15 protein-coding genes are annotated in these 19,257 nt (G+C 66.9%); 4 read left to right on the top strand and 11 right to left on the bottom strand.

All coding sequences use genetic code 11. The features are described 5' to 3' along the window. Positions 1 to 23 precede the first annotated feature (23 nt). Positions 24 to 635, bottom strand: coding sequence for a mycothiol-dependent nitroreductase Rv2466c family protein (locus tag ASG64_RS18680; RefSeq protein WP_056075473.1), 612 nt, complete (start codon positions 633 to 635; stop codon positions 24 to 26). 164 nt (positions 636 to 799) lie between these two features. On the opposite strand from ASG64_RS18680, the gene pepN reads away from it, so the two are divergent. After that, positions 800 to 3,385 (top strand): aminopeptidase N, encoded by a 2,586-nt coding sequence (gene pepN, locus ASG64_RS18675; RefSeq protein ID WP_056076244.1) that lies wholly within the window; start codon positions 800 to 802, stop codon positions 3,383 to 3,385. Between the two features lie 72 nt (positions 3,386 to 3,457). Here the strand turns inward: pepN and ASG64_RS18670 are convergent, their stop codons facing one another. From ASG64_RS18670 to ASG64_RS18660, 3 genes are read right to left on the bottom strand one after another with little or no spacing between them, the layout of a single operon-like run. Further along, on the bottom strand, positions 3,458 to 3,940 hold the full coding sequence (locus tag ASG64_RS18670) for a DUF5130 family protein (RefSeq protein WP_042572756.1): 483 nt from the start codon (positions 3,938 to 3,940) through the stop codon (positions 3,458 to 3,460). Further along, the gene (ctaJ, locus tag ASG64_RS18665) at positions 3,927 to 4,202 is read right to left on the bottom strand and encodes an aa3-type cytochrome oxidase subunit CtaJ (protein ID WP_042572755.1); all 276 of its coding nucleotides are present in this window, start codon (positions 4,200 to 4,202) and stop codon (positions 3,927 to 3,929) included. The genes ASG64_RS18670 and ctaJ overlap by 14 nt, the downstream gene beginning before the upstream one ends. Before the next feature lie 24 nt (positions 4,203 to 4,226). Further along, positions 4,227 to 4,796, bottom strand: a complete 570-nt coding sequence (locus tag ASG64_RS18660; RefSeq protein ID WP_042572866.1) for an HNH endonuclease — start codon at positions 4,794 to 4,796, stop codon at positions 4,227 to 4,229. A 362-nt stretch (positions 4,797 to 5,158) separates the two neighbouring features. Here ASG64_RS18660 and ASG64_RS18655 point away from each other — a divergent pair, with 362 nt between their 5' ends. After that, positions 5,159 to 6,094 (top strand): mechanosensitive ion channel family protein, encoded by a 936-nt coding sequence (locus tag ASG64_RS18655; protein WP_042572754.1) that lies wholly within the window; start codon positions 5,159 to 5,161, stop codon positions 6,092 to 6,094. 50 nt (positions 6,095 to 6,144) lie between these two features. Continuing rightward, complete coding sequence (locus ASG64_RS18650; RefSeq protein ID WP_042572753.1) at positions 6,145 to 6,540, top strand: globin domain-containing protein; 396 nt, start codon at positions 6,145 to 6,147, stop codon at positions 6,538 to 6,540. Between the two features lie 14 nt (positions 6,541 to 6,554). On the opposite strand, the gene ASG64_RS18645 is transcribed toward ASG64_RS18650, so the two are convergent. Continuing rightward, positions 6,555 to 6,986 (bottom strand): cupin domain-containing protein, encoded by a 432-nt coding sequence (locus ASG64_RS18645; protein ID WP_056075469.1) that lies wholly within the window; start codon positions 6,984 to 6,986, stop codon positions 6,555 to 6,557. Between the two features lie 192 nt (positions 6,987 to 7,178). On the opposite strand from ASG64_RS18645, the gene ASG64_RS18640 reads away from it, so the two are divergent. Further along, entirely contained in the window at positions 7,179 to 8,780 is a 1,602-nt protein-coding gene (locus ASG64_RS18640; protein ID WP_235579617.1) for a glycoside hydrolase family 13 protein, read from the top strand. 1 nt (position 8,781) lies between these two features. Here ASG64_RS18640 and ASG64_RS18635 read toward each other — a convergent pair whose 3' ends face one another. From ASG64_RS18635 to ASG64_RS18610, 6 genes are all read right to left on the bottom strand, one after another. Further along, positions 8,782 to 9,447, bottom strand: coding sequence for a hypothetical protein (locus ASG64_RS18635; protein ID WP_042572751.1), 666 nt, complete (start codon positions 9,445 to 9,447; stop codon positions 8,782 to 8,784). After that, positions 9,444 to 9,875 (bottom strand): acyl-CoA thioesterase, encoded by a 432-nt coding sequence (locus tag ASG64_RS18630; protein WP_042572750.1) that lies wholly within the window; start codon positions 9,873 to 9,875, stop codon positions 9,444 to 9,446. The genes ASG64_RS18635 and ASG64_RS18630 overlap by 4 nt, the downstream gene beginning before the upstream one ends. A gap of 106 nt (positions 9,876 to 9,981) precedes the next feature. After that, on the bottom strand, positions 9,982 to 14,847 hold the full coding sequence (locus tag ASG64_RS18625) for an NAD-glutamate dehydrogenase (protein ID WP_056075466.1): 4,866 nt from the start codon (positions 14,845 to 14,847) through the stop codon (positions 9,982 to 9,984). Between the two features lie 154 nt (positions 14,848 to 15,001). Beyond that, positions 15,002 to 16,681 carry an energy-dependent translational throttle protein EttA gene (ettA, locus tag ASG64_RS18620; protein ID WP_042572748.1) on the bottom strand — a complete coding sequence of 560 codons (1,680 nt, stop codon included), beginning with the start codon at positions 16,679 to 16,681 and terminating at the stop codon, positions 15,002 to 15,004. A gap of 118 nt (positions 16,682 to 16,799) precedes the next feature. After that, entirely contained in the window at positions 16,800 to 17,249 is a 450-nt protein-coding gene (gene ssb / locus ASG64_RS18615; protein ID WP_056075463.1) for a single-stranded DNA-binding protein, read from the bottom strand. Positions 17,250 to 17,390: 141 nt separating this feature from the next. Then, positions 17,391 to 19,166: an ABC transporter ATP-binding protein gene (locus ASG64_RS18610; RefSeq protein ID WP_056075460.1), complete on the bottom strand. Its 1,776-nt coding sequence runs from the start codon at positions 19,164 to 19,166 to the stop codon at positions 17,391 to 17,393. Positions 19,167 to 19,257: the final 91 nt, after the last annotated feature.

The following is a 19,257-nucleotide window of genomic DNA, read 5'->3' as shown; positions in this document are numbered from 1 at the left end:
CCCGACGGGGGTGGCGTGAGGGATCAGTCGAACTGAGGATCCTCGTCGCGGGACCTCTTGAGCTCGAAGAAGTGCGGGTACGACGCGAAGATCACCGATGCGTCCCACAGCTTTCCGGCTTCCTCGCCTCGGGGGATGCGGGAGAGCACGGGCCCGAAGAATGCGACGCCGTTGATGTGGATCGTCGGGGTGCCGACGTCCTTGCCCACCTTGTCCATTCCCGCGTGGTGGCTCTTGCGCAGGGCTGCGTCGTGATCGGTGGAGAGAGCGGCGTCGGCCAGGGACGCGGGAAGATCGAGGGCGGCCAACGACTTCTCGATGACGTCGGTGAAGTCCTTGTTGCCCTCGTTGTGGATCCGCGTGCCCATCTCGGTGTAGAGCGACGGGAGGATCTCGTCGCCCTTCTCCTCCGCCGCGGCGATGGCGACCCGCACCGGGCCCCACGCCTTCTTCATCATCTCCACGTACTCCTCGGGGAGATCGCGTCCCTCGTTGAGGACGGACAGGCTCATGACATGGAACTTGGTCTCGATGTCGCGGACCTTCTCCACCTCGAGAATCCAGCGCGAGGTGATCCAGCACCACGGGCAGAGGGGGTCGAACCAGAAATCGGCCACGTCCTTGGAATCGCTCACGTCGGTCCTTTCGTCGAAAATGCGTCACGGTGGGTGCGCGCGTCGTGCCGCCCGCTCCCGACACACCTGTTCTACCCCCACGTCGCCGTCGGCGTCATGATGGGATGGAGTCAGCGGCGACCGCAGTTCGGCGGTCGCGAGAGAAATCGACAGGAAGGGTGCACGTGGTTGCCCCCAATTTGACCAGGGACCAGGCCGAGGAACGGTCCTCGCTGCTCTCGGTGAAGAACTACACCATCACGCTCGACCTGACGGATTCGTCGGGTGCCCCGGGAGAGAAGACCTTCTCCTCGACGACGACCGTCACGTTCGACGCGACAGCGGGATCGTCCAGCGTCGTCGACATCGTCGCCGCCTCGGTGACCAGCGCGACGCTGAACGGAACCGAGCTGGACGTGTCGTCCTACGACGAGTCGACCGGTATCTCGCTGACCGATCTCGCCGAGCACAATGAGCTGACCGTGGTCGCGGACTGCGTCTACTCGCACACCGGTGAAGGCCTGCACCGCTTCGTCGATCCCTCGGACGGCTCGGTGTACCTCTACAGCCAGTTCGAGACCGCGGATGCCAAGCGCATGTTCGCGTGCTTCGACCAGCCCGACCTCAAGGCCACGTTCGACGTCACCGTCACCGCGCCGAAGGACTGGGCCGTCATCTCCAACGCTGCGGCGACCGGCACGTCGGACGCCGCGTCCGGTGCGGTCACGCACGTGTTCGAGACGACTCCGGTGATGAGCACCTACCTGGTCGCGCTGATCGCCGGTCCGTACGCGCAGTGGACCGATTCGTACTCCGACGACCACGGGACCATCCCGCTCGGAATCTACTGCCGCGCATCGTTGTCCGACTACATGGACGCGGACCGTCTCTTCACCGAGACCAAGCAGGGCTTCGAGTTCTACCATCGCAACTTCGGCGTTCCCTACGCCTTCGGCAAATACGACCAGTTGTTCGTTCCCGAGTTCAATGCCGGCGCCATGGAGAACGCCGGCGCCGTGACGTTCCTCGAGGACTACGTCTTCCGCTCCAAGGTCACGCGCTACTCCTACGAGCGGCGCGCCGAGACGGTGCTGCACGAGATGGCGCACATGTGGTTCGGCGACCTGGTCACCATGCGCTGGTGGGACGACCTGTGGCTCAACGAGTCCTTCGCCACCTTCGCGTCGGTGCTCTGCCAGTCCGAGGCCACCGAGTACAAGAGCGCGTGGACGACGTTCGCCAACGTGGAGAAGTCCTGGGCCTACCGCCAGGACCAGTTGCCGTCGACGCACCCCATCGCCGCCGACATCCCCGATCTCGCTGCGGTCGAGGTGAACTTCGACGGCATCACCTACGCCAAGGGCGCCAGCGTCCTCAAGCAACTCGTCGCGTACGTGGGGCTCGAGGACTTCCTCGCCGGCCTGCGCAGCTACTTCCGCGATCACGCATTCGGCAACGCGACCTTCTCGGACCTGCTGTCGGCACTCGAGACCTCCTCGGGTCGCGATCTGTCCGACTGGGGCGACCAGTGGCTGCGCACCACCGGACTCAACACGCTCACACCGGAATTCGAGATCGACGAGAACGGCAACTACTCGTCCTTCGCCGTGGTGCAGGGTGCCGCGGCGCCCGGCAAGGGTGAGCGCCGCGTGCACCGCGTGGCCGTCGGCGTCTACGACGGTGACGACACCGGCCCGCTCGCGCGCACACAGCGCGTCGAGCTCGACGTCGAGGCGCAGGAACGCACCGAGGTTCCCGCCCTGGTCGGCACACCGGCCGGTCGACTGATCCTGGTCAACGACGACGACCTCACCTACTGCTCGCTCCAGCTCGATCCGACCTCGCTCGAAACACTCATCGCGCGCATCGGCGACATCACCGAGTCGCTCCCCCGCACGCTGGCGTGGTCGGCGGCATGGGAGATGACGCGCCAGGCCGACCTGAAGGCACGCGACTTCGTGGCACTGGTCCAGCGCGGCATCACGTCGGAGACCGAAGTCGGTGTGGTGCAGCGTCTTCTGCTGCAGGCGCAGACTGCCCTGGGCAGCTACGCCGACCCGCAGTGGGCGGACAGCACGGGCTGGCCGGAGTTCGCCGACCGCTTGCTCGAGCTGGCGCGCAGCGCCGACGGCGGATCGGACCATCAGTTGGCCTACGTCAACGCCCTGGCATCGTCGGTACTCGCCGAGCGCCACACGGACGTCCTGCAGGGCCTCCTCGACGGCGACGTCGACGGTCAACAGCTGAGCGGGCTGACGGTGGACACCGATCTGCGGTGGCGGCTCGTCACCGCGCTGGCACGCAGCGGTGCCGTCGACACCGGTGACGACACCCCCGTCATCGACGCCGAAGCGCAGAAGGACAACACCGCGGCCGGAGCCCGCAACGCCGCAGCAGCCCGCGCGTCGCGTCCGCAGGCGTCGGTCAAGGAAGAGGCCTGGACGACGGTCATCGAGAACGACTCGCTGCCCAACATCACCGCACGCGCCATCATCGGAGCGTTCCCCGGCACCGGGCAGGGTGAGTTGTTGGCGCCGTTCGTCACCCGCTACTTCGAGGCGATCTCGGACGTGTGGGCGCGGCGGTCGAGCGAAGTAGCTCAGACCGTCGTCGTCGGGCTCTACCCCTCGTGGTCGATCAGCGAGGATTCGGTGGCCGCGGCCGACGCGTTCCTGGCGGGCGACCATCCGCCGGCGCTCGAGCGCCTCGTGGTCGAGGGCCGTGCGTCCGTCGTCCGGTCGTTGGCGGCACGGGCGGCCGACAGCGCCTGACCCGGTAACGAGAGCAGGGCCCGCCATCTCGCGATGGCGGGCCCTGCGTCGTCTCTACTGTCGAGCGTTACCTCAGGACGAGGGTCCCGTGATGGCCGCGCTCATGACACGCACGGCGGCGACCAGACCGTCGATGAGGTCTCCGTCGCGGAAAGATCCTGTGGCAGCGGTGATCCCGAGCTGCGCGATGCGATCGTCGACCTTGTGTGCGACGCCACGTCCGTAGCGCACCTCGATGGCGTGCTGGTTGGGCGAGACCGCGATGAGCACGGAATGCTCCGCCTCCGGCGTCGCCACCAGTGCCGCGTCGGCGCCGGCAGCGGGATCGGCACCCAGATCGCCGACGAGGACGTTGAACCGAACCCTGGTACGACGGGTCGCCTCGATGAGCGCCTCGTCGAGCTGGATCAGCTCGTCGGTGGCGAACGGCGACAGGTCGGGGTTGACGGTGCCCACCTGATGCACACCGGACACACGCCCGCTGGCGGTGACCACATGCCCTACCGGAAGGTTCTCTTCCGATACACGTCGGATCGAGACGTCACCACTTGCCACTTGCCCGGCCTCCGATCAGAGAAGCCGAACCCGCGGTGAGCTCGGCGTGACCCGAGTGCGCTGCACCCGAGTGATGTGTGTACGGCGTGACCTCGTCCGTCGCCGACCACAGCACCGGCGCGTGGTCCCACGTCTGCCCGAGACGGTAGGGCGCGGGACGCGGTGCGGGATCGGTGGACGTGATCTTCGCGAACACGTAGAGCGCGAGGAACAGGACGAGCGGAATCAGTCCGAAGATCAGCGCAGTTTCGAGGATGCTCACGCCTCACACCTTAATGGACGACGATCACGCCGCACCCTCACCCAGGTACGGAAGCCACGTGGGATCGAGTTCCTTGATACTGGCGAGCAACCTCCAGTGCGGACCCTTGGGCGGAACCAGTGCCGCGCGCAGGGTCCATCCCAGTTCGCTCAACATCTTGTCCGCTTTGCGGTGGTTGCAGGACGCGCAGCACGCCACGCAGTTCTCCCACGAATGTCCGCCGCCTCTGCTTCGAGGGACGACGTGGTCGATGGTCTCGGCCTTGGACCCGCAGTACGCGCACCGGAAGCGGTCACGGTGCATCAAGGCGGCTCTGGTCATCGGGATCCTGGCGCGGTACGGGACGCGCACGTAGTTGCGTAGCCGGATCACCGACGGCACCTGCAGCGCGAGATCCGCCGATCTCACCACCGGACCGTCGTCGTCGTCGTGGACCACGACGGCTTTCTCGCAGACGAGCAGGACGACCGCGCGGCGCATGGGCAGCGCGGTCAGGGGTTCGAACGTGGCGTTGAGGAGAAGTACGCGTCTCTTGACCCAGGCGGGCACGGAGGCATCGTCGTGGAGATGATCGTCATCGAGATCACCGCCGATGGGGTGTGGGAGATCGGTGACCGCACGAAGCGCGACGCCACCGGGTTGGTCGCCGGCCCTCGACGCGTCGACAGTGTCGGCGTCGACGGGCGACCGTTGTCGGTATTCCGTCCGGTGGTCGGTCTGTTGTCGATGCACGGCCAGAACCTGACCGGCAGTCCCACTCTTCTTCATGCCACCTCCAGTGAGCACACTGCGTGCACCGCGACATGTCACTGGATTGCGACAGCCACCGCCACACGTGAAGACGAACACAAGTGCATCACGAATCGGTGCAGTTCGCACGCGCATTCGAGGTCCGGAAGCGGCACGCGGGATGAATTCTCGGTGGCGAGGATGCGTGTGATCCGTAGACTTTTCGGGTGTATTCCGCCGACCCGAACGCCGTCCTTGCCCTCTCGCTCTCCGACACCGGTCGCGACTGGCTCATCGAACGACCACTTCAGATCGTGGGTTACGCGCTTCTGGCCGTGTTCCTGCGTTTCGCACTCCACCGGATGATCGACCGATTCTCCTCTCGACCCGGTACCGGCAAACCCACCCTGCTCCGACCTTTGCGCGAGCGCGCACCGGCCGGAGTGCAGTCGACGATCCTGAACGAACGCCGTAATCAGCGGGCCCGGACCATCGGTTCCGTCCTGAAATCGGCGGTTTCGGTCGCCATCCTGGTGTGGTTCGTGCTGTCCGCCCTGTCCATCGTCGGTGTGAACGTCGCACCGTTCATCGCCTCGGCCGGCATCGTCGGCGTGGCCCTGGGCTTCGGCGCCCAGAACCTGGTCCGGGATTTCCTGTCGGGCATCTTCATGTTGCTCGAGGATCAGTACGGCGTCGGCGACATCGTCGATCTCGGGGAGGCGTCGGGCACGGTCGAGACCGTCGGGCTCCGCGTCACCACGGTGCGCGACATCTCCGGAACGCTCTGGTACGTGCGCAACGGCGAGGTCCTGCGCGTCGGCAACATGAGCCAGGGCCATGCCGTCGCCGTTCTCGACCTCCCGGTCAGCCACACCGCCAACATCGACATCGCGTGCGAGGTCGCCGAGCGCACCGCGCAGGAATCCATCGCACGCGGCGAGTTCGACGAGGACATCCTCGAAGCTCCTCAGATGCTCGGCGTCGACGCGGTCACTTCCGACACGGTGACCTTGCGACTGACCATCAAGGTGCGGCCCGGGCGTCAGTGGGCGGTGCAGCGACGACTGCATCGCCAGATCCTCGAGGCGTTCGACGACGCCGAGATCGCCGCGCCCTACCCCAACGGTCGGCCGTTCGGACCGACCGCCAGCCTCACCTCGTGACGACGCAGCGTCCTGCGGAGAACACCCGACGCGTAGGGGACAATGGAGTCATGACCGAGCCGGCAGAGACCTTCTACGACGCGGTGGGCGGCGCCGAGACGTTCCACGCACTGACTGCTCGTTTCTACGCGGAGGTGGAGCGCGACGAGATCCTGCGGCGTCTGTACCCCGAGGAAGACCTCGGTCCGGCCGAGCGGCGGATGCGGATGTTCCTGGAGCAGTACTGGGGTGGTCCCCGCACCTACTCCGACGAGCGGGGGCATCCGCGGCTGCGCCTGCGACACGCGCCGTTCGTCATCGGCCCCTTCGAGCGGGACGCCTGGCTGCGGGCGATGCATACCGCTCTCGCGTCGATAGACGCCGAGACGATGGACGACCGTCACCGTCAGCAGTTCGTCGAGTACATCGAGATGGCGGCGAACTCCATGGTGAATTCGCCGCTCTAGGCAGTCGCTGCCTGTCAGCCCAGCACGGGTCCGCGCGACTTGCCGCGGAGCTTGCGGCTGACGCGCATGGCGAACCACAGCGGGCGCGGGATGTGTGGACGGAGGATGGCGTGCTTGCGCACGTACTCGGGCACGTGCCACTCCGACCAGGTGCCCGCGTAGAACAGGGCGGCGTCGCCGGCGCGGAGTACGCGCGGCTCGTTGCCGGCGGACTTGACCATCACTTCGCCCTCGATGACGTGAATCGTCTCGTCCTGTTCGAAGTACCAGTTGAAGGTGCCGGCGGTGCAGTCCCACACCCAGGTCGACGTGGTCGTATCGGGGCTGCAGGACCACTGACCGCTGCGGGCGACGGGCTCGCCGGCGATGATCCATGACGGGTCGATGGGGGCAGGGGCCAGCTCGACGTCGTCGAGACGAACAGCCTCGAACACGGGACTCGTCATGGTTCTTCCTTTACCGTTGCTTGAAGTTCCGCTGAAAATACCCCATGAAACAAACTTTGGGTAGTTTTCACACCGATCCCCGTGTCGGTCGGTTCCGAAAGGACCCCGGACACGGGCCGACCGAGCGCGGCGAGGACCGTCACATGCCGCGGAGGTCTCACGCACGTCCGAGGTTTGGCACTATTGCCTCTTGTGAGCAACACGACGGACACCGGCCTGCAGAGCTCATCGAACGACTCCCCCTGGTGGTCCGACGCCGTGTTCTATCAGATCTATCCGCGGTCCTTCGCCGACTCGGACGGTGACGGCATCGGAGATCTCGGCGGTGTGCGCGACAAGCTGGGCTATCTCGAGCTCGTCGGCGTCGACGCTCTGTGGTTGAGCCCGGTCATGCGGTCCCCCATGGTCGACCACGGTTACGACGTATCCGACGCTCGGGACATCGATCCGCTGTTCGGTTCGCTCGAGACCATGGATGCACTGATCACCGAGGCCCACGGCCGCGGCATGAAGGTGACGATGGACCTGGTGCCCAACCACACCAGCGACCGGCACGAGTGGTTCCAGGCTGCACTGGCCGCGGCCCCGGGTAGTCCGGAGCGCGCCCGCTACATCTTCCGAGACGGAACCGGTGAGGACGGTTCGGAGCCCCCGAACAACTGGCCGAGCATCTTCGGTGGTCCGGCCTGGCACCGGGTCACAGAGGCCGACGGCACGCCGGGTCAGTGGTACCTCCACATCTTCGCCCCCGAACAGCCCGATCTGAACTGGTCGGAGCCGGAGATCCTCGCCGACCTCGAGAAGACGATGCGGTTCTGGCTCGACCGCGGCGTCGACGGCTTCCGCATCGACGTCGCGCACGGCATGTCGAAGCCGGCGGACCTGCCGGACATGGACCTCTCGGTCAACGAACTGATGCGCAACGAAGACGGCGATCCGCGCTTCGACGACGACGGTGTCCACGAGATCCACCGTGCGATCCGCCGCGTGATCGACGAGTACGACGGCGCGATGACCGTCGGTGAGGTCTGGGTCCAGGACAACGAGCGCTTCAGCCGCTACATCCGACCCGACGAGCTGACCCTGGGATTCAACTTCCGACTCGCCGAGGCACCGTTCGACGCCACGGCCATACGCGACGCGATCGACAACTCGCTCGACGCCGTGGACCGGGTCGGCGGTGTGCCGACGTGGACCTTGTCCAACCACGACATCGACCGCGAGGTGACCCGGTACGGCGACGGCGACATCGGACGTAAGCGTGCCCGCGCCATGGCCCTGGTGCTCCTCGCGTTGCCTGGAGTCGTGTTCGTCTACAACGGATCCGAACTGGGTCTGCCCAACGCCGACCTCCCCGACTCCGCACTGCAGGATCCCGCATGGCTGCGGTCGGGCGGGACGGAACGTGGCCGCGACGCGTGCCGAGTTCCGCTGCCCTGGGAAGGCACCGAACCGCCGTTCGGCTTCTCCACCTCCGACGACACGTGGCTTCCGATGCCGCCGAGCTGGGCGCCGCTGACGGTGGAAGCTCAGCTAGAGGACGTGGACTCGATGCTCAGCCTCTACCGCACCGCGTTGGGCCTCCGCGCCGTCCGTCCGGAGTTCGCTCGGCCCGGCATCGAATGGTACGGCAGTCCGCCGGGATGCCTCGCGTTCCGACGCCGCGGCGGGGTGATCTGCGCGCTGAACACGACGGACGCACCCATCGCACTGCCCCCGGGTGAACTCCTCCTCGCGAGCACACCACTGGAGGACGGGATGCTCCCTGCCGACGCCGCGGCCTGGCTGATCTGACTCAGGTCACCAGCAGGGGGATGATCGCGCCCCGGCTGCGGAAGACGGACCCGTATCGGGCGTCGAGACGCACCCAGGAACGCGCGACGCGGACGCGAACCCGGTCGTCGGCATCTCCGGAATCGGCGCCGTCGGGAAGGAACTTCATGGCGTTGAGGGCGAAGATCATGCGCATCGACACCGGAACCGCCTCGTCGGCGGCGTCGACCGTCACCACGTCCTGATCGAGCAGCGACACCGGTGGTCCGTGGTCGGTGCCGTGCTCGCGCGCCAGAGCGACACCGCGCTCGGCGAGGTCGACGAGAACACGGCCCGGGACGTCGTCGACGTGGACGAAGCCCGTGTCGGGCGGAACGGGCCCGCGCCACGCGGAGTCCATCCCGAACCCGGGGTCGAACGGTGCGGCTCCGGCCGAGGCCATCAGGGACAGCAGTCCGTCGGCGGCGACCGTCACGTCCGACGGGATCAACCGTGCGCGGACGGTGCGCGAGGCGAGCACGTCGAATCCGGTCTCGACCCAGGCGACGACATGCTGATCACCGCGTCGCCGCATCCGAACCACAGCAGCGGCGTCGAGACGCGTCGCGTGGGTGAGGAAGGTCGCGAGGTCGTCCCTGTCCCGCGCGTCCGGAACGGTCAGTGACCTTTCGGCGAGTGCACCGGTCACGGACGCTGCCAGCGCTGGAGGTACTCGCGCTCGGTGTCGGTGAGTCTGCGCAGTCGCTGTGTGTCGATGTCGAACGCGGCGATCTGCGTGGACGCGACGATGGCCGGCGGGCTGCTCATCGGTGCGCCGTGGGCCCGCACCTCGTACCCGGCGGTGAAGTCGACGGCACGCAGCTGCTTCGTCCACATGAACACGTCGAGAGGGGTGTCCTCGTGGCGTAGCTGACCGCGATACCGCACGTGCAGGTCGGCGATCACGGCGCTGTTGCGGAGCGACGCGGTCGGGCACCCGTCCGCCATCAGCCAGGGAATGCGCGCCTCCTCCAGCAGCGTGACCATGCGGGCATGGTTGATGTGCTGGTAGACGTCCATGTCCGACCACCGCACCTCGACCGGGCAGTGAAAACCGATGAGCTCGTTCGCTGTCACGTCGTCAACCTATCGCTCTCGACCGACCCCTTCCCCCGCGAGTACGTCCGAACTGTCGCCCCGACCCTCGGGATCGCGACACTATCGACGTACTCGCGGGGGGCGATCAGCGCGAGACGTCGGTGCGCGCCCCTGCTCCTCGCACCATGCTGCGGATCTGGCGTGCGGCCACCGACAGGGTCGCCAGGTCGAGTGTTCCCGACTCGCCGATCTCCGTCAGCGCTGCACGTGCGCGGGACAACCGTGACGCGTTGGTCGACTCCCACTCGGCGATCATCTCCTCCGGTGTCTCCCCCGGTTCGCCGCCCCCGATGACGTCGAGCGTCAGTGCTCGCAGCGACGAGTACAGGTCGTCGCGCAACGCGAGCCGAGCCAGCGAATGCCACCGGTCACCGCGTTCGAGGGTGGACACCGCGGACAGCAGCCAGTCGATGCCCAGGTGCTCGCTCAGGGCGTAGTAGAGGCTCGCCATCGCGGCGTCGTCCTGGTCCGCGATGTCCGCCGTCTCGATGACGTCGAGGAGGCAGAACACATCGAGAAGTCGGAACACTCTGTGCGCGAGCGCTTCCGGGGCACCCTTCTCGATCGCGACCGCCGCACGATCGATGCCGCTGCTCGCCTGACGTCCCTTCAGCCATGACGGGAGCTCGGCCTCGAGGTCTCGCACCTTGCGAGCGAACCGGGTGATCTCGGCCCCCACTGCGATGGGCTGAGGGCGGTTGGACAGCAGCCAGCGCGATCCTCGGTCGAGCAGCCTGCGTGATTCGAGCACCAGTTCGTCCGACGCCGCCGTGGGCATGTCCGTCGTCGCGATGATGCACCAGATCTCGTGCAACCCGAAGATCTCGCTCGTCGCGGCGAAGGCACGGGCGGCGTCGGTGCTGCCGACCCCGGAGTCCTCCGCCAGCCGGAACGCGTAGCTGATGCCGCCGTGGTCGACCGTCTCGTTGGCGATCCTGGTGGCCACGATCTCCTGCCGCAGCGGGTGCGCCTTGATGGCACCGGCGAACCGCTCACGCAGGGGCGTCGGGAAGTACTCCGTGACGAGCGGGGCGAACACCTCGCTGTCGGGAACGTCGGAAGCGAGCAGATCTTCCTGCAGCGCGAGCTTGACGTGCGCCATGAGGGTCGCGAGTTCCGGCGAGGTGAGGCCCAATCCCTCCTTGCCGCGACGCGCGATCTCCGACTTCGTCGGCAGTGCATCGATGGTGCGGTCCACCCGTCCGGAGGCCACCAACTCGGCGATGAGCCGAGCGTGCACCCCCAGCAGTTCCGGCGCATGCGCCCGCGACACCCCGAGCACCTCGTTCTGCGCGACGTTGTCCTCGAGAACGAGCAGTCCCACCTCGTCCGTCATGGACGCCAGCAACTCTTCGCGTTCGTGCGCCGGGAGATCACCCGACGACACCGTCGAGTCGAGCAGGATCTTGATGTTGACCTCGTGGTCCGAGCAGTCGACGCCGGCCGAGTTGTCCACGGCGTCCGTGTTGATCTTGCCGCCCGCGGCGCTGTACTCGATGCGGCCCAGCGCGGTGGCGCCGAGGTTTCCGCCCTCCCCGACCACCCGTGCACGGATGTCCGAGCCGTTGATGCGGACGGGATCGTTGGCCTTGTCGCCCACGTCCGAGTCGGATTCGGTCCGCGATTTGATGTAGGTCCCGATCCCGCCGTTCCACAGCAGGTCGACCGGGGCGGTGAGGATCGCACGCATCAGTTCCGGAGGCGAGAGTGCGGTCACGTCGTCCGCGAGTCCGAGAGCCGAGCGGGCCTGCGCACTGATCGGTACCGACTTCACGGTGCGGTCCCAGACGCCGCCGCCGTCACTGATCAGCGACGTGTCGTAGTCCGCCCAGGACGACCGGGGCAGCTCGAACAGTCGACGACGCTCGGCGAACGATGTCGAGGCCACCGGAGCCGGGTCCAGGAAGATGTGCCGGTGGTCGAACGCGGCGACGATGCGCAGGTGTTCGCTGAGCAGCATTCCGTTGCCGAAGACGTCGCCGCTCATGTCGCCGATGCCGACGACCGTGATCTCGTCACGCTGCGTGTCGACGCCGAACTCGCGGAAGTGCCGCTTGACGCTCTCCCACGCTCCCTTGGCGGTGATGCCCATCGCCTTGTGGTCGTAGCCGATCGATCCGCCGGAGGCGAATGCGTCGCCGAGCCAGAAGTCGTACTCCGCCGACACCTCGTTGGCGAGGTCCGAGAACGTCGCGGTGCCCTTGTCCGCTGCCACGACCAGGTAGGAATCGTCGTCGTCCCGTCGCACGACGCGGGCCGGCGGGATCGCAGCCCTCGTCGCACGGTTCAGGTTGTCGGTGACGTCGAGGAGTCCGGCGATGAACATGCGGTAGCAGGCACGTCCCTCCGCGCCGGTGTTCGCGCGATCGGTCGCCGGGTCACCGGTCGGGGTGGGCGGCCGCTTGACGACGAAGCCACCCTTGGCGCCGACGGGAACGATGACAGCGTTCTTGACTGCCTGCGCCTTGGCCAGTCCGAGCACCTCGGTGCGGAAGTCCTCGCGTCGGTCCGACCACCGCAACCCGCCGCGAGCGACGGCGCCGAAGCGTAGGTGGACTCCTTCGACCCGGGGCGAGTACACGAAGATCTCGAACCGTGGTCGCGGTTTGGGAAGCGCGTCGATGTTCCGGGGATCGAACTTCAGCGACAGGAAATCGCGACCGCGTCCCTCGGCATCGACGACGAAGTGGTTGGTACGCAACGTCGCTCGCACCAACGTGAACATCGCGCGCAGGACGCGGTCCGCGTCGAGGCTGACGACGCGGTCGATGACGGTGGTCAACTCGTCTGCGATCTCCCGCGCACGGTCCTCCGACGACGAGTCGGGGTCGAACTGTGCGTCGAACAGGTCGGCCAGGAGAGAGGCGGTGACCGGGTTGTCCAACAGCACGTACTCGATCCCGGCCTGGCTGTACGGGAAGGCTGCCTGTCGCAGGTACTTGGCGTAGGCGCGCAACACCACGACGCGCCGCCACTCGAGGCCCGCGCGCAGCACCAGTTCGTTGAACCGGTCCGCTTCCGCGTGTCCTCTCCACACCGCCGCGAACGAGTCGGTGAAGCGCCGACCGACCACGCCGGCGTCCGTGGTCGCGCCCTCGATGACCTCGGGTTCCGCGGACAGCCCGAAATCGTAGATCCAGCACCGGGTTCCGTCGAGACGGACCACGGCGTACGGACGTTCGTCGACCACCTCGACGCCCAGACTCTGCAGCACGGGCAGTACCTGGCTCAGCGACACCTCGTGACCGGTGACGTACAGCGAGAAGCGCCATTGTCCACGCTCGGCGTCCTGGGGGCGGTACAGGCACATGTCGATGCGGTCGTCGACGAGCGCGTCGAGCCGGCCGATGTCGATCAGCGCACGCGCGGGGTCGAAGTCCTGCTTGTACGCCTCGGGGAACGCGACGGCGTATCGAGCGGCGCTGTCCGGGGACACCGCGGGATCCGACGCGGCGGCCACGCGGAGGGCGTCGTCCCATGTACGCGTGGCGTCCGCGATGAGTGCGCGGATGCGGTCGCGGTTGGCGTCGGAGACGTCCACCGCGTCGGCCGACTGACCGTCGAACCGGACGGTGAAGTGCACCAGTGCGAGGGGGCTGTCGGTGACGCGGGCCTCGTACTCGACGTCGATTCCGCCGAGTTCCTCGAGCAGGATGCGACGGGTCTCGAGTCGCAGCCTCGTGGTGTACGAGTCGCGCGGGAGGTACACCAGCGCGGAGACGAACCTGCCGTACCCGTCCCGACGGAGGAAGAGCAGAACCTCGCGGCGGAGCGCGCTGCGCTCGACGGCGGAAATGGTGTCGAAGAGCGAGCGGGCATCCGCGGAGAACAGCTCGGTACGGGGGAACGACTGGATGGACTCGAGCATCGCCTGGCCCGAGTAGGACGTCAGCGTGTGGCCCGCCTTCTCGATCACCGCGCGCACGCGGTCGCCGACCACGGGGATGTCGAGCACGTTGCCGTGCAACGCCGCGATGGTGAAGAGACCGGTGAAACGGTTCTCCCCCACCGTGTTTCCCTCGTCGTCCAGGTCGTGGACACCGACGAAGTACGGATGCACGGCACGGTGGACCGACGTCGAACTCGACGCGCGCGTGAGGACCAGCAGGTCCTCGCGTGCGACCACACGGTCGATCGGCAGGTCGAATCCTTCGACTACCCCGGCGTCGTCGGAACGCAGGATGCCGAGACCGGATTCCATCACGGGCTCGAGACCGGACTCCGTCGCGGTGTACCGGCGGCTACCGAGCACGCGGAAATTGCCCTCCGCCAGCCAACGCAGCAGTCGGCCGGCGTCGTGTCGCGCCTGCGGGGTGACGGTTTCCGAATCGTCGGCGTCACCGCGTCGTGGCCTGTCGAGGCGGTCGGCGAGTTCGAGCTGACGGCGCTGCATGGCCGGGGTGTCGTCGACGACCCGGCGGACGTCGCCGAGCACGTCCTCGAGGGAGGACTCCAGCGACGCGAAGGAATCCTCGCTGGCTGCCGGGTGCAGAGCCACGTGGATCCAGGACTCGAGGATGCTGCCGTCGGCCGCGTCGCCGGTGTCGACGTCGGCAGGGGTGGCGCCGCCTCGGATGGAGAGCAGATGACCGGAGTCGTCGCGGACGACACGGAGAATAGGATGAACGACCTCGACGACCGCGATCCCGAGGTTGGTGAGCCAGGCGGTGACCGACTCGACGAGCATCGGCATGTCGTCGGTGACGATCTGGATGGCGACGCCGACGGCGCTGTCCGGCCCGCGGTGGAGTTCGATGTTCGCGACGCCGGTCGTGCGGTCCTGCGCGAGAGCGAGGTGACGAGTCACGACTTCCGCGGGGTCTGCGCCGGTGGTGGCTCGTAGGACGTCGAGATCGACGTGTCCGAAGTACACCGCGCGGAGATCGTCCGCCCGTTCGAGCACCGAGCTCGGCGCCGTTGCCGAGTCGGAGTGCCCTCCCGTTGAAGTCATCGCTGTCGCCTTTCGATCACCACGATCGGCGGATCCACCGGTCGCGGCGACGTTGTCCGTGGGGTTCGGCTCCCGACCCTAGCCTCGAGAGGCCGGGAGCCGAACACCGCGGCAGCGTGGCGTGCGATGAAAATAGGTTACTTACCAGTACATTTCAGTCGCGCGTGAGCTTGCGGTGCGTCACCCGGTGCGGACGTGCCGCGTCGGGGCCGAGCCGCTCGACCTTGTTGGCCTCGTAGCCTTCGAAGTTGCCCTCGTACCAGTACCAGGCTGCCTCGTTGTCGCCGAAGCCACCTTCCCACGCCAGGATGTGGGTACAGGTCCGATCGAGGAACCACCGGTCGTGCGAGATCACGACGGCGCAACCGGGGAACTCCTCGAGGGCGTTCTCCAGCGAACCGAGCGTCTCGACGTCCAGGTCGTTGGTGGGCTCGTCGAGCAGGATCAGGTTTCCGCCCTGCTTGAGCGTCATCGCCAGGTTGAGGCGGTTGCGCTCACCACCGGACAGCACTCCGGCGGCCTTCTGCTGGTCGTGGCCCTTGAACCCGAACGAGCTGATGTACGCACGCGACGGGAACTCCTGCGTACCGATGGTGATGAAGTCGAGGCCGTCCGACACCGTCTCCCAGACCGTCTTCGCCGGGTCGATGCCCGAGCGGTTCTGGTCGACGTAGCTCAGCTTGACCGTCTGACCGATCTTCACCTCGCCGCCGTCCGGCTCCTCGAGACCGACGATGGTCTTGAAGAGCGTCGTCTTACCCACACCGTTGGGTCCGATGACACCGACGATGCCGTTACGCGGAAGCGTGAACGACAGGTCCTTGATCAGGACACGGCCGTCGAAGCCCTTGTCCAGGCTCTTGACCTCCACGACGACGTCGCCGAGGCGCGGCGGGTTGGGAATCTGGATCTCGTCGAAGTCGAGCTTGCGCATCTTGTCGGCTTCGGCCGCCATCTCGTCGTACCGGTCGAGACGTGCCTTGTTCTTGGCCTGGCGTGCCTTGGCGCCGGAACGGACCCATGCGAGTTCGTCCTTGAGGCGCTTCTGCAGCTTCTGGTCCTTCTTGCCCTGGACCTCGAGACGGTCGGCCTTCTTCTCCAGGTAGGTGGAGTAGTTGCCCTCGTACGGGTAGAGCCGACCGCGGTCGACCTCGCAGATCCACTGGGCGACGTGGTCGAGGAAGTACCGGTCGTGCGTCACGGCCAGGATGGCGCCCGAGTACGCGGCGAGATGCTGCTCGAGCCACAGGACCGACTCGGCGTCGAGGTGGTTGGTGGGCTCGTCGAGCAGCAGCAGATCCGGCTTGCTCAGCAGCAGCTTGCACAGTGCGACTCGGCGCTTCTCACCACCGGAGAGGTGCGTGACACCCTCGTCCGGCGGCGGGCAGCGAAGCGCGTCCATGGCCTGCTCGAGCTGCGAGTCGATCTCCCACGCGTCGGCGTGATCGAGCTTCTCCTGCAACTCGCCCATTTCTTCCATGAGCTCGTCGGAGTAGTCGGTGGCCATCAGCTCGGCGATCTCGTTGTACCGCTTGAGCTGGACCATCGTCTCGCCGAGTCCGTCCTCGACGTTCTCGCGGACCGTCTTGGTCTCGTCGAGTTCGGGCTCCTGCATCAGGATCCCGACAGTGGCGCCCTGTGCGAGGAACGCCTCACCGTTTCCGGGCTGGTCGATCCCGGCCATGATCTTGAGGATGGACGATTTACCGGCGCCGTTGGGTCCGACGACGCCGATCTTCGCTCCCGGCAGGAAGCTCATCGTCACGTCGTCCAGAATGACCTTGTCGCCGTGCGCCTTGCGCACCTTCTTCATGGTGTAGATGAATTCCGCCACGAGTTCCTCTCGTTGTGCTCACCAGCGTGTTCGTGCCGGGCGTGGTGCCGGTGACTGGGAGATGTGCTCGACGGCAAACTCTACCGGGACCAGCACGTGGCGTGAAATGCTCGCGCGCTCAGCCCACCGCGGCGGCCACCTCCTGCTCACCGTGCTCCTGCTCCGTGTGCTCCTCCCCCGAGTGCTCCGGCCGCTCGGCGGCGACGGGCCGACTGCGATCGACCTTCACGCTGCACCTCGCCAGGTCGGGCCCGACCGCCGTCGCCCGGATCTCGAGATCGGCGCGGCCGACGCCGTCCTTCGTCGTGTACTCGTTGGTGTGGGCCTGTCCGAACACGATGACCGAATCGCCCTTCATCAGCGAAGCCCCGACTCCCGACACCAGTCGGCGCCAGCAGCTCACCGAGGCATAGAGGGTGTCACCGTCCTGCCATTCCCCGGTACCGCGATCCATCCGACGCGAGTTGCTGGCGACGCGGAAGCTCATCACCTCGTCCCCCGATTGTGTGGTCCGCTTGATCGGGTTGGTGATGACCGTTCCCACGACCGTCAGGTACGCCTCGTACATGGTGACTCCCCCTCGTCCGCGGCCGACGCGGTGTCGGTCGCACAGCCGACTCTGCGCCGTCGGACGGCATGGGACCAGATGCGCGGGAGCCCTGTGGACGGTGGTCCACAGGGCTCCCGGAGGTCTTGACTTTCCTGATCGTCAGGCGGAGACCAGTTCGTCGCCCGACGCGGCGAGCAGGGTTGCGTAGGCACCTCGCAGCGCCACCAACTCGTCGTGCGAACCCGATTCGACGATGTGACCGTGATCGAGCACCACGATCCGATCGGCGGTGCGCACGGTGGACAGTCGGTGCGCCACGACGATCGTGGTGCGGTCGTGTTCCAGCTGGTCGATGGCCCCGGCGAGGGCGCGTTCGGTCGTGGTGTCCAGCGCACTGGTCGCTTCGTCGAGCACCAGCACGGGCGGGTTCCGCAACACCGTGCGGGCGATGGCGAGCCGCTGCTTCTCGCCGCCGGAGAACCGGTAGCCACGCTCGCCGACCAGGGTGTCGTACCCGTCGTCGAGCGAGACGATGAAGTCGTGGATCTGCGCCGTGCGGGCAGCATCCTCGATCTCGGCATCGGTCGCGGTGGGTTTGGCGAACCGCAGGTTCTCCCGGATGGTGTCGTGGAAGAGGTAGGTCTCCTGGGAGACGACTCCGACTGCGGCCGACACGGCGTCGAGTGCCATGTCCCGGAGGTCGACCCCGTCGATCTCCACCGACCCGGACGTCGGGTCGTACAGCCTCGCGGTGAGATACCCGAGCGTGGTCTTTCCGGCGCCTGTGGCTCCGACGATCGCGAGCGTGCTGCCGGCGGGAACCGTGATGTCGATGTCGGAGAGGGTCGGTCGCCCGGCGCCGGGATACTCGAAGCCCACGTGGCGGAAGCGCACCTCGCCGCGCAGGGTCGCGGGGTCGACCGTCGTCGGCGACGCCGGTTCGTCGATGTCGACCGGCAGATCGAGGTACTCGAACACGCGGCCGAACAGGGCGAGCGAACTCTGCACCTCGACACCGGTGTTGAGCAGCATCATCGTGGGGCGGAAAAGTTGTGTCTGCAAGGTGGTGAAGGCGACCAGAGTGCCGACGGTCAGCGCGCTGCCGTTGCCGATGGTTATCCCGGCGAACCAGTAGACCAGGGCGGGCATCGCGGCGAAGCTGATGGACATCGTGGCCATGCGCCACTTGCCGGCCATCATCGAGCGCAGTTCCACGTCGGCAACTTCCGACGACCGTGAGGTGAACCGGTCGGTCAGGACGCTCGATGCTCCCGTGGTCTTGCCCAGGAGGATGCCGCTGACGGACAGGGATTCCTCGACCTGGACGGACAGATCGCTCAGAAGTCGTTGCCGCACACCGGAGATACGTCGACGCTCGTCACCGACGCGTCGTGCGATGCGGACGAAGACCGGCAGGATCGCCAGGGAGAAGAGAGCAAGTTTCCAGTCGAGAAGGAACAGCGCGACGACGGTTGCCAGAACGGTCGTGGCGTTCTGCGCGATGGACGTCGCGGTATTGGTGACGACGGACTGCATCCCGCCGATGTCGTTGGCGATGCGCGACTGCACTTCCCCGGTGCGCGTCCGCGCGAAGAATCCGAGGGACTGTCGCTGTAGGTGGGTGTAGACCTTCACTCGCAATCCGTGCATCAGCGCCTGGCCGATGCTGTTGGACATCCAGGTCTGCGCGACGCCGAGGCAGCTGGTGATGACGGCGATGGCGATCATGCCCCCGGCCAGGATCGTCACCAGGGCGACGTCGGCGTTCGGGATGGCATGGTCGAGCATGTCGCGCAGCAGCAAGGGAGATCCCAGCGCGACGATGGCGCTGAGGGTGATGACGGCACTGACTGCGGCGACTCGGCCGCGGTACGGGCGAAAGAGAGAGACGACTCGCCCGAGGGGGGCGGGTTCGGAACGGTGTTCATCCGGCATTGCCGGACTGGTGGAGGAACGCATATGACCTCCCGGTTGGGTTGAAGCTGAGGTTACCTCATTATGAGGTCTACCGCTGCAACGTTAGTAT

It is taken from the genome of Rhodococcus sp. Leaf247 (assembly GCF_001426185.1).
GTDB lineage: Bacteria > Actinomycetota > Actinomycetes > Mycobacteriales > Mycobacteriaceae > Rhodococcoides.
This window is presented reverse-complemented; position numbering and strand designations above follow the sequence as displayed.

What these genes read in the sequence shown, in the direction of transcription:
- ssb (WP_056075463.1), bottom strand. Translation starts at nt 17,249, where the DNA reads ATGTACGAGGCGTACCTGACGGTCGTGGGAACGGTCATCACCAACCCG.
- ASG64_RS18610 (WP_056075460.1), bottom strand. Translation starts at nt 19,166, where the DNA reads ATGCCGGATGAACACCGTTCCGAACCCGCCCCCCTCGGGCGAGTCGTC.
- ASG64_RS18650 (WP_042572753.1), top strand. Translation starts at nt 6,145, where the DNA reads ATGACCGAGCCGGCAGAGACCTTCTACGACGCGGTGGGCGGCGCCGAG.
- ASG64_RS18625 (WP_056075466.1), bottom strand. Translation starts at nt 14,847, where the DNA reads ATGACTTCAACGGGAGGGCACTCCGACTCGGCAACGGCGCCGAGCTCG.
- ASG64_RS18645 (WP_056075469.1), bottom strand. Translation starts at nt 6,986, where the DNA reads ATGACGAGTCCCGTGTTCGAGGCTGTTCGTCTCGACGACGTCGAGCTG.